The organism is Rhodococcus sp. 2H158 (assembly GCF_053764755.1).
In genome coordinates, this window is sequence record NZ_JBSNCE010000045.1 from 19,186 (window position 1) to 29,310 (window position 10,125).

The following is a 10,125-nucleotide window of genomic DNA, read 5'->3' on the forward strand; positions in this document are numbered from 1 at the left end:
CCTTGTGATCGGTGGAGCCGCGGCATCCACCGCTCTTGCGGCCCGCGAGCGATTGCGCCCTATCGGCCCACTGTCTAGGTTCGGGGCTAGGTCTCGACGGGCACGGGAGGGCGCGATGCTGGGGCGTTGGCGGGCGACGACCCGGGGCAAGCTGCAGCGTGCCGTCGCCGAGGTCGTCGACCTCTCGGCGCGACGCACCCGCGAGCTGCAGGAGAACCACCACGACCGGATTCTCGCCGAGCTGACCGCGACCACCGCGGAGCTGCGGCAGGTACTGGCCGAGCTCGCACAGACCCGTTCGGAGGTGGGCCTGCTCCGGGAACGCGTCGCCGATCTCGAGCACCGGCAGCGCCGCGACCTGCGCTATGCGATGGACCGCGCCGCGACCGACACCGCCGCGGCGTTCGCGGTCGCGAACATCCCCACCGCCACCGTCCTCGACACGCCCGACGAGACTTTGCGGTTCGCGCTGGCCCGCGTGTCCCGGCCCGGCCTGGCACTCGAGTTCGGGGTCGCGTCGGGCACCACGTTGCGGATCGTCGCCGACGCGTTGGGCGCGGACCACCCGGTGTTCGGGTTCGACGTCTTCACCGGACTGCCGGAGGCGTGGCGCAGCGGGTTCCCCGCCGGGGAGTTCGCGCAGGACGCCCCGCCCGACGTGCCCGGCGCCGAGCTGGTGCCCGGTCTGTTCGCCGATACACTTCCCCGCTTCCTCGCCGCACATCCCGGCGACGTCGCGTTCGTCCACCTCGACGCCGACCTCTACTCGTCCACGACGACGGTGCTCGACCTGCTCGAGGACCGCCTGGTGCCCGGCACCGTGCTGGTGTTCGACGAGTTCTTCAACTATCCCGGCTGGCAGCGGCACGAGTACCGGGCGTGGACCGAGTTCGTCGCGCGCACCGGTACGGCGTTCGAGTACCTCGCCTACACGGCCGACAACGAACAGGTCGTCGTGCAACTGCGGTGAACCGTCACCGCACGAAACGGATCACCTGGCTGACGTTGAACTGCCGGCGCTCGTCGATCCGGAAACCGGCGTGCACGAGCCCGGCGTACTCCGGGGTCGACTCGAACCGGTGCGGTGGGAGCGTCCACCACTGATTCGACGTGTGGTAGACCCGCTGCTCGGTCGTCCGCTCGGCGTCCGCGAAGAACCACACCACCTCGCACGTGGGCAACTGTCCCGCGACAGCCTGGAACGGGAGATTCTCGTCCCACAGCCAGCCCTCGGCGGCCGCGGTCCGTCCGAGCCCCAGGTCGCGGGTCCCCGCGAACGTGTCCGGGCGCGCGGTCTGCACCAGCCGCTGCGACGCCGGGTTCCATGCGGCGCCGCCGAACAGCACACAGTCGCCCGGCGCCAGCCGGCCGGCGACGTCGCGGTTGACCGTGCTGAAGTCCATGCCGCTGGGGTCGGACCACGGGGAGCGCTGCGCGACGAACGACGGCACGGTCAGCAGCACCAGCGCACCGGTGACACCGACCGTCGCCCACGGCCGCACGGCCACGGCCGCGACGGCGGCGGCACCGATGAGGGCCACCGCCGGTGTCGTGAACGTCAGATACCGGTCCAGGTAGACCGGGGACGCGACGAGCGAGTACGCCACGAGCATCGCCATCGGCACGACGATCCACGGAACGGCCACCGCGAGAACACCGTGCCGCTGCGCCCGCATGCGTCGCCGCACAGACGCGACGAGCCCCACGACGACCAGGACCGTGAATGCCGCCGCGAACCAGGGGGCGCCCACGAACCACTGGTACTCCCACACGATCCGCGGCAGATTCCGGTCGAGCGGCGGAATCCACGTGGTCTGCCCCGCCTGGGCGAACGCCTCCAGCACGAGCGGGCTCGCCGCCGCCGACCCCGCCACGACCGCCCCCAGCCACACGAGTCCGCGGCGCCGCAGGTCGCCCCGCAACGCCACGGTGATCAGGTGGGCCGGTATCAACGCGACCGTGTACAGGAACAGCACCACCGACAGTGCGAGCACAGCGGCGTACGCCAGCCACCATCGGACCCGGCCCGACTCGCACGCCACGAGCAGCAGCACGGTCAGCCATACGGCGGCGGCCGCGGACGGGGCATAGCTGCGGGCCTCGACCGCAGCCCACGTCACGCGCGGCAGCAGCAGGAAGACCACACCCGCGAGCACGCCCAGCCGCCGGTCGGCGAGTTTCCAGCCCAGCACGACCACACCCCCGGCCGCGGCGCCCACGGCCAGGACGCTCGGCAGCCGCGCCGAGAATTCCGAAGCCCCGAAGACGGCGAACCAGTACCGCATCGCCACGTAGTAGAGGCCGTGGACGATGTCGACGTTGCCGAGCACCCGGTCCAGGTCGACGCGGGAGCGCTGCGCCACCGAGAGGGTGGCCAGCTCGTCGTACCAGAAGGAGGGCCGCCCGGTGCCCAACGCTGCGACGATCGAACCCAGCAGTGCGATGAGGACAGCATCCCGCGCGCACGCCGTGGTCCGATCGGCCATCGGCTACTTCCCGTACAGGCGGGCCCAGTTCTCCCGGCTGGTCAGCTGCGGCATGGCCTCGCGGTACCGCAGGGACACCGCGGGGGTCTCCTTCTTCAAGGCCTGCAGCGCGCGCACACCGCGCCGGAGCAGCGCGACGGCGCGCTCCTTGTCCCGCTTGCGCACGCGGACCCCTTCCTGGGACGCGTCGGTGACCACGGCGTGCGAGAACAGCGAGACGTGCCACCAGTGCGCGTCCGACGACGGGATGGCGACCGGATGGGCCGGGAGGCGACCGCGCCACTGGTTGAGGGTGCGCTTGGCGAGCACCGCCCACTCGAGGCTCTTGCGCGGGTGCGGGCCGGCCGGGGTGATGAACATATCGGCCGGACGCAGGCCCGGCACGTTGTTCGCGTTGTGGCGGATGGTCTCACCGTATTCCGCGCGCTCGCGCCGGATGGCGCCCGCGGCCTCCATGCCGCCGTCGTGCAGGAACTCGGGCCCCCGCAGGAAGTCCTCGACGGCCTTGATCAGGGTGAAGGCCATCCCGTACTGCATCGAGACGAGATACCGGAACAGGTCGGTCCGCAACTGCTTGGCGAGTGCCTTGCCGTCGAGTTCGGTGTGCAGGGCCCCGGTGATCATGGCGTTGCGGAGGTTGAAGTAGCGGTGCCACTCGTCCCAGTCCTTCCACGCGAAATCCGCGTGCCACACCGCGGCACCGGGCAGCGTGACGGTCGCGACGCCGTTCGCCCGTGAGCGGTAGCCGTACTCGATGTCGTCCCACTGGAAGAACAGGGGCAGCGGGTAGCCGACCTTCTCCACGACCTCCGACGGGATCAGGCACGACCACCACCCGTTGTAGCCGGCGTCGACCCGGATGTCCTGCTGCTTCTTCAGCGTGCTCTTGTCCGCGAGCGCGTTCTTCACCTCCAGCCCGGCCTGGAGCCGCTGCAGGTCTGCGACCTCGGCCCCGACGTGGACCCGGTCGGGATGCAGCAGGTACAGCATCTGCGCGCCGACGATCGCGGGCTCGACGGTGCAGTTCGCGAACATGTTGAGCCGGACCACCGCCTCCGGTTCGCACAGGACGTCGTCGTCCATGAACACGATGTTGGCTCCGGGGTTCCGCGCGGACCCGGCGACCTCGTACAGGCCGCGGGTGAATCCGCCGGCGCCGCCCAGGTTGGGCTGCGTGATGTAGACGAGCTTGTCGCCGAGTTCGGAGGCGACGCGCTGAAACTCCTGCCGGGTCTCCACCCGGTCGTTGCCCTGATCGATCACGTACACCGACTGCACGTCGGCCAGCGCGATCGGGTCGTCCGCCATGGCGGCCAGCGTCGCCGCGCAGTCGTCGGCGCGGTTGAAGGTGCAGATGACGACAGCGGCCGGCCGCAGGGACTTCGGTGCCGGCACCGTCCACCGGGCGTTCTCGACGGTCAGTTCGCCGGAGCCGGTGGAGATCCGCGCGAACAGGGCACCACCGTCGACGAACCGGTCGATCGGGGTGGACACCGTCACCGTCGCGGGCGCACCGTTCGACGACACGGCGGTCGTGGCGACGATCCGTCGCCGGCCCCGGGCGTCGGTGGCGACCAGTTCGATGCGGCCGTCCCCGTCGACCTCGGCGACGAACTCGACCTCGGTGACGGCGGTCCAGCGCTGCCAGTAGCTGGCGGGGAATCTGCCGAAGTAGGTGTCCGTTTCGACACGGCTCCGGCGGCCGAGGCGCACCCGGGTCCGCTCACGGTCGACGGTCCCCTTGACGGTGACGTACATGTCGTCGCTGACCAGCGGAGACGGCCCCGCGAACAGCGCTCGCTGAGCGGTCGGACGGGTCGCGGGCCGCCCCGTGACGGACGAACCGTCAGCCGCGGTGCCGACCCCTCCCGTCGGTTCGATCGCAGCGAATTCGGCCTTGTCCATCCGTCGAAACACCTTTCGGAACCTTGCTGCCCCCCAGGACACAACTCGTCCCAGGCTACCAACGGACCGGGGACCGGCCGACGTGCCCGCGGCTCCACCCCCGCGCCCGGCCGGTCGTCGCCCGGCCCACCCCCGTTATCCTTGGCCTCTGGCCGGCCTCGTCCTGGCCTCCGGCCAGCCCCGTCCCCGACCTCTGGAGCACATGTGACCTCCGCCGTCGTGCCCGCGGTGACGACGCGGCGGCAGCGCCGGACGTGGGGTGCCGCAGTGGCAGCGATGGTGACGGTCACCTACCTGGTGATCCTGGCGGCCGACGATCGGTGGTTCTACACCGACGACACGGAATCGGGGGCGGTACCGAACTGGATCTTCCTCGGCCGGATCCTGCGGACCGGACAGCTGCCGAGCCTCGTGCCGGAACAGTGGATGGCCGGGAACTACCCGGTCGAGGGGCAGGGCGGCCTCTGGAATCCGCCGCAGCTGCTCGTCAACCTGATCGCGCCGTCCGTCGACAACATGGTCCTGCTCTCGACGGGCGTGAAGTGGGCGTTCTCCGTCGTCCTGGCGCTGGGCGTGTACCGGATCTGCCTGGAGTACGGCGCTCGCGCGACGTGGGCGGCGGTGGCCGGCGCCGCCGTCCCGTTCACCGGGTTCGCGCTCTTCTACGACCAGGCGACCTGGGTCACGGCCCTCACCGGCTCGGCGTGGGTGGCCCAGGCATGGGCCAGTTCGCTCCGCTACCTGCGCGGACGCTCCGGTCCCCTGCCGGCGTTCGTGTTCCTGTACCTCGCCGTCAGCGTCGGCTACGTCTTTCCCGCGCTCGTCGCCGGGATCCTCACGGGCTGCCTCATGATCGGCGAACGGATCCATCGGCACTCGTGGCGGCCCTCGCTGCGGCTGGCGGTGGTAGCGAGCTGCGCCGCCGCGGGCGGGTTGATCACCTACCTGCCCGGGGCGCTGTCCAGCTCCGTCACCTGGCGCTCCGACCAGGGCTTCCAGAACGACAACTTCCTCACGGCACCCTGGTCGGACACTCTCAACTCCGGCATCCCCTCCGCGCTGCCCGGCATCGAAGCCTGGTTCGGAGAGGTGCAGCCGTTCCCCGTCACCTACATCGCCTGGTTCGCCGTCCCGGCGCTCGCCTTCGTGGACTGGAAGACCGTGCACCGGTCCGTGCGCAGCCTCGCCGGCGCGCTGATCTTCCTCGTCGCCATGCTCATGGCGACGGCCGGCCCCAGCGTGATGGGGCCGTTGCGCTGGCCGGCGCGGCTGCTGCCGATGTTCGCGCTCGCGACACTCGTGGTGGTGTGCGTGCTGATCAGCCGCCACGGCACGCTCCGCAGGATGCGGGTCCGGGCGGGCGCGGCGGCCACGCTCGTGCTGCTGATGACGCTGCGCTCCGGGTCCTCGTCCCCCGAGTTCATGAACCGTCACCTGCTGTGGGCGGGCGCCGTCCTCCTCGTCGGGGCCGTCGTCCTGTGGGTCGCACTCCGCGCCGGTGAGCGGGCGGTCGCGGCGATCCTGCTGCTCTCGGCGCTGCCCGTCGTGTACTTCCAGGTGGCGTCGACGACACCGCACCCACTCGCGTGGGATCTGCCGGCCCGGCAGTCGGTCGCGAAGGAGAACTTCCCGGACCGGCCGGGCACCACACTGCAGCTCGCCGACCGCGAACTGGTGCTGCCGTGGACCGCGAATCCGCAGGGCGTCTACCGCTCCCTCGTGTTCGGCAATTTCGCCAAGTCCCTCGACGAGACGTACGTCAACGCCTACACCCCCATCGGCTTCGAGGAGTTCGCCTTCCACCTGTGCATGCGTCACGACGGCTCGAGCTGCGACGACGCGTTCGGCGCCGTGTTCGCCACCGAATCGAGCACCGACCGGACGTACGTGGACCTGATGCTCGTGGATCGGGTGGTGCTGCAGCGCCGGCAGTACCCGGACGCCGACTCGGAGCCGGCGCCGCCCGGCTGGCGGTGGGTGCAGTCGCCGCCCGGGTCCGCGGACGCCGTGGACGCGGTGATCCTCGAACGGCTCACCGGCCCGATCAGCGGCCGGAACGGACGCATCTCCTTCACGGAGGGGGTCACCGCCACCACGGTCTCCGAGGACTACGCGACGAGCCGGGTCCGCGTGAACTCGGCGGACGGTGGACGCGTCGTCTTCGGACGCCTGAACTGGCCCGGCTACTCGGCCACGCTGGACGGCCGGCCCCTGGAACCGCGCTCGGTGGACGGAATGTTCCTCGCGGTGGACATCCCCGCCGGCACCGACGCCGGAGAGCTCGTCGTGCGCTGGACACCGCCGGGCCAGGGAGCCGGATTCGCCGGCCTGGGCCTCGGCATCGCGGGCGCCGCGGCGATGCAGCTGCTGTACCTGAGAGACCGGCGGAAGGCGCGACGGGAACGTCCGGACGAGGCTGCGGCGCCCGTACCGGCGGCTACCGTGGGCTGAGACGCGACCGGAACACGGTGTAGAAGATCCGCCGCTGAAGCGCGGCGAGTTCGGCGCGGCGATTCCCCTGCCACACGTCGGCCGCCCGGAGCCCGCCGGGCAGTTGTTCGGACACCCACCGGTGGTAGGCCTTCGCCTGCCGGGCCTGCTCGGTGACGAGGGCCACGCTCCACTGACCGGCGCTGACCCGGAAACCGCCGACGACCTGCCGCAGGGCATACAGGTCGCCGTGGAACAGCACCTTCGTGTAGGAGGCCATGTCGATCAGGTAGGGGAAACGACCGTCCCATCCGCCGGCCCGCTCGAGGGCATCGCGGCGCATCGTCACGCACATCGGCTCACCGAACACATTCGTGCCCAGCCGCACGGTGCGCCGGATCGCCTCCCCGCCCGGCACCAGGCCCGACAGTCCCTGGAGCCCGCGTCCGCCGATCATCTTCGCGCCTCGCGCGTCGAGAATGTCCCGCTGCGACGCCACCGCCACGGCCGACGGGTGCGTGTCCAGGGCCGCCACCTGGGCCGACAGGGCACCCGGATACAGCAGGTCGTCACCGCACACCAGCTTGACGTACTCGCCCGTGGCCTCGGCCGTCACGCGCTGCCAGTTCCGGGGCGCACCACCGCCCGCCGGAGTCGACAACAGGGTCACGCGCCGGTCGCCGGCGTACTTGCCGAGCAGGTCCGCGGTGCCGTCGGTCGAACTGTGATCGGCGATGATCAGCTCGAAATCCTCGAAGTCCTGCCCGAGCACGGACTCGACCGTCGCCTCGATGAACGGCGCATTGTTGTAGGCCGGAATCACCACGGACAGTTTCGGCCTCGTCACTGCTGCTCATCCCGTCCTCGAACGCACGCCCGGCGCTCGTGGCGGGCCGACTGACGGCGCCACCGTACATCGGCACGGCCCGCACCCGAAAACAGCCCCACCCGGCGTATACACTCCCGACTTGTGAGCAGCGACGACCGGCCGGGGGTGGGCACGCCACACCGCGTGTCGGTCGTCGTGCCGGTCTATCAGGGCGAACACACTCTGGGTGAGCTGCTCGAGCAGATCGTTCCGTGGACCGAGGTGACACTGACCCCCGGCGGCCGTCCCATGGTGGTCGAGGAGGTCCTGCTCGTCCACGACAACGGCCCCGACGACTCGGCCCGCGTCATCCGGGAGCTGGCCGCGAAGTACCCCTTCGTCGCCGGGGTGTGGCTCAGCCGGAACTTCGGCCAGCATCCGGCGACGCTCGCGGGCATGGCGTCGAGTGGCGGCGAGTGGATCGTCACCCTCGACGAGGACGGTCAGCACGATCCCGCCGCCATCGGCGGCCTGCTCGACACCGCGCTCGACGAGGGCGCGACCGTCGTGTACGCGAAACCGACGAACGCGGCACCGCACGGCCTGCTGCGCAACGTGGCCTCCAAGGGATCCAAGTGGTTCCTGGCCCGGGTGCTGTCCGTGCCCGACAGCCCCGACTACCAGAGTTTCCGTCTGGTGCTGGGCGAGGTGGGACGTTCCCTCGCCGCCTACGCGGGTTCCGAGGTCTACCTCGACGTCGCGCTGGGGTGGATCGCAGGCAAGGTGAGCACGAGCCCGGTCGCCCTGCGGGAGGAGCAGGGACGTGCGTCCGGCTACCGGCTGCGCACTCTGCTGTCGCATTTCTGGCGGATGGTGCTGTCGAGCGGAACCAAGGGCCTGCGGATGGTGAGCCTGCTGGGCGTGGTCCTGGCCGTGGGCGGGATCCTGTGGGCGGTGTGGGTGCTGGTGTCCTACCTGTTCCTCGGCAACCGTTTCCCGGTGCAGGGCTGGGCCTCGACGACGGTCATCCTGCTGCTGGGATTCGGCGCCGTCCTGTTCTCCCTCGGAGTCATCGCAGAGTACGTGGGGGTGGCGGTGAAGACGGCGATGGGCAAACCGCCGTACCTGATCGTCAGCGATCCCGGCTCCGGTCCGCTGGCCCGCACACAGCGGTATCCCGATCTCGAATCGTTCCGGAGCGGGTAGCCGTGCCGGCGCCGACGTGGGTCGTCGGAAGTGGCGGACTGCTCGGCTCGTGGGTGACCCGTGAGCTGCATCGCCGCGGCGTCCCGGTGGCGACGAGCGTGGTGCCCTGGGAGGAACCGGAGCAGGCCCGCAACGTGCTGCTGGCCGACGCGGACCGGTTCGTCCGCGCCACCGGTGGTGGGCCGTGGCGGGTCGCGTGGTGCGCCGGTGCCGGGGTGAACGGCACGACGTCGGAAGCATTCGCGGCCGAGAACGCTCTGCTGCGCGACGTGCTCGACGGACTGGCGCACGCAGCCGGCGGCAGCGCCGAGCACGGGACGGTGTTCCACGCGTCGTCGGCAGGCGGTGTGTACGCGGCCGCGCCGGGCGCACCCCACTCCGAGCACAGCCCCCCAGCCCCGCTCGGTCTCTACGGCCACGCCAAGCTGGCCGCCGAGGCCGTCGTCGCCGACTTCGCTGGGGAGACGGGCGCGACCGCGGTGATCGGCCGCTTCGCGAACCTGTACGGCCCGGGGCAGAATCTCGCCAAGCCGCAGGGTCTCATCTCCCACCTGTGCCGCGGCTATCTCACCGGGACGCCGGTCTCGATCTACGTCTCGATGGACACCCTGCGGGACTACCTGTATATCTCCGACGCGGCAGAGATGGTTGCCGACGCCCTGGCGCGGGCGGAAGCCGAACCGGGCGGGGTGAGCACCAAGATCTTCGCGTCCGGCCGGTCGGTGACGATCGGCGCGATCCTCGGCGCGTGCCGGACCGTCTTCCGCCGCCGCCCCAACGTCGTGCTGGCGTCCTCACCGCTCGCGTCGGTGCAAGGGCGGGACCTGCGGTTACGGTCGCTCGTGTGGACCGAACTGGACCGCCGCAGCCATCGGCCCCTCCCGGCCGGTATCGCCGCCACGCTGGAAGCGACCCGGCGCACGATGGGTCATTCGGATCGGCCGAGTGTCCGTTCCCCGGAGCGGGCGTAGGCCTGCTCGGTGGCGTCCTTCTGCGGTCGCCACCAGTGCTCGTGGGTGCGGTACCAGTCGATGGTTGCGGCCAGGCCCTCGCGGAAGTCCCGGTAGCGGGGGGTCCAGCCGAGTTCGGTGCGCAGGCGGGTGGCGTCGATGGCGTAGCGCAGGTCGTGGCCGGGGCGGTCGGTGACGAAGTCGAAGTCGCCGCGATCCCGGCCGCACAGCTCCAGGATGGTCTCGACGACGGTGCGGTTGTTCGTCTCGCCGTCCGCGCCGATCAGGTACGTCTGGCCGATCTCACCCTTGTCGATGATCGTCCACACCGCCCGGTTGT

At 70.9% G+C, this 10,125-nt stretch carries 7 protein-coding genes and 1 pseudogene; 4 read left to right on the plus strand and 4 right to left on the minus strand.

Annotated features, from left to right (window positions below; translation table 11 throughout):
• Positions 1-115: 115 nt before the first annotated feature.
• Positions 116-970 carry a TylF/MycF/NovP-related O-methyltransferase gene (locus ACWPOB_RS27440; protein WP_455402743.1) on the plus strand — a complete coding sequence of 285 codons (855 nt, stop codon included), beginning with the start codon at positions 116-118 and terminating at the stop codon, positions 968-970.
• A 4-nt stretch (positions 971-974) separates the two neighbouring features.
• Here ACWPOB_RS27440 and ACWPOB_RS27445 read toward each other — a convergent pair whose 3' ends face one another.
• Both ACWPOB_RS27445 and ACWPOB_RS27450 read right to left on the minus strand, forming a co-directional pair.
• Complete coding sequence (locus tag ACWPOB_RS27445) at positions 975-2,486, minus strand: glycosyltransferase family 39 protein (RefSeq protein ID WP_455402744.1); 1,512 nt, start codon at positions 2,484-2,486, stop codon at positions 975-977.
• Positions 2,487-2,489: 3 nt separating this feature from the next.
• Complete coding sequence (locus tag ACWPOB_RS27450; RefSeq protein ID WP_100055761.1) at positions 2,490-4,391, minus strand: glycosyltransferase; 1,902 nt, start codon at positions 4,389-4,391, stop codon at positions 2,490-2,492.
• A 204-nt stretch (positions 4,392-4,595) separates the two neighbouring features.
• Between ACWPOB_RS27450 and ACWPOB_RS27455 the strand changes: the two genes are divergently transcribed.
• Positions 4,596-6,842: a hypothetical protein gene (locus ACWPOB_RS27455; RefSeq protein WP_455402745.1), complete on the plus strand. Its 2,247-nt coding sequence runs from the start codon at positions 4,596-4,598 to the stop codon at positions 6,840-6,842.
• Here ACWPOB_RS27455 and ACWPOB_RS27460 read toward each other — a convergent pair.
• A complete protein-coding gene (locus tag ACWPOB_RS27460) occupies positions 6,829-7,668 on the minus strand; it encodes a glycosyltransferase family 2 protein (RefSeq protein WP_100055760.1) in 840 nt (279 codons plus the stop codon). The two genes, ACWPOB_RS27455 and ACWPOB_RS27460, sit on opposite strands and share 14 nt — an antisense overlap.
• A 165-nt stretch (positions 7,669-7,833) precedes the next feature.
• Here ACWPOB_RS27460 and ACWPOB_RS27465 point away from each other — a divergent pair, with 165 nt between their 5' ends.
• Both ACWPOB_RS27465 and ACWPOB_RS27470 read left to right on the plus strand, forming a co-directional pair.
• Positions 7,834-8,835: a glycosyltransferase family 2 protein gene (locus tag ACWPOB_RS27465; protein ID WP_455402748.1), complete on the plus strand. Its 1,002-nt coding sequence runs from the start codon at positions 7,834-7,836 to the stop codon at positions 8,833-8,835.
• A gap of 2 nt (positions 8,836-8,837) precedes the next feature.
• A complete protein-coding gene (locus ACWPOB_RS27470; RefSeq protein ID WP_455402746.1) occupies positions 8,838-9,806 on the plus strand; it encodes an NAD-dependent epimerase/dehydratase family protein in 969 nt (322 codons plus the stop codon).
• On the opposite strand, the pseudogene ACWPOB_RS27475 reads toward ACWPOB_RS27470, so the two are convergent.
• Positions 9,764-10,125: pseudogene (locus ACWPOB_RS27475) on the minus strand (dTDP-glucose 4,6-dehydratase); the annotation flags it as partial. The gene ACWPOB_RS27470 and the pseudogene ACWPOB_RS27475 overlap by 43 nt on opposite strands.

Excerpts from the sequence above, each read along its gene's own strand:
- ACWPOB_RS27450 (WP_100055761.1), bottom strand. The coding sequence starts at position 4,391 with ATGGACAAGGCCGAATTCGCTGCGATCGAACCGACGGGAGGGGTCGGC.
- ACWPOB_RS27445 (WP_455402744.1), bottom strand. The coding sequence starts at position 2,486 with ATGGCCGATCGGACCACGGCGTGCGCGCGGGATGCTGTCCTCATCGCA.
- ACWPOB_RS27440 (WP_455402743.1), top strand. The coding sequence starts at position 116 with ATGCTGGGGCGTTGGCGGGCGACGACCCGGGGCAAGCTGCAGCGTGCC.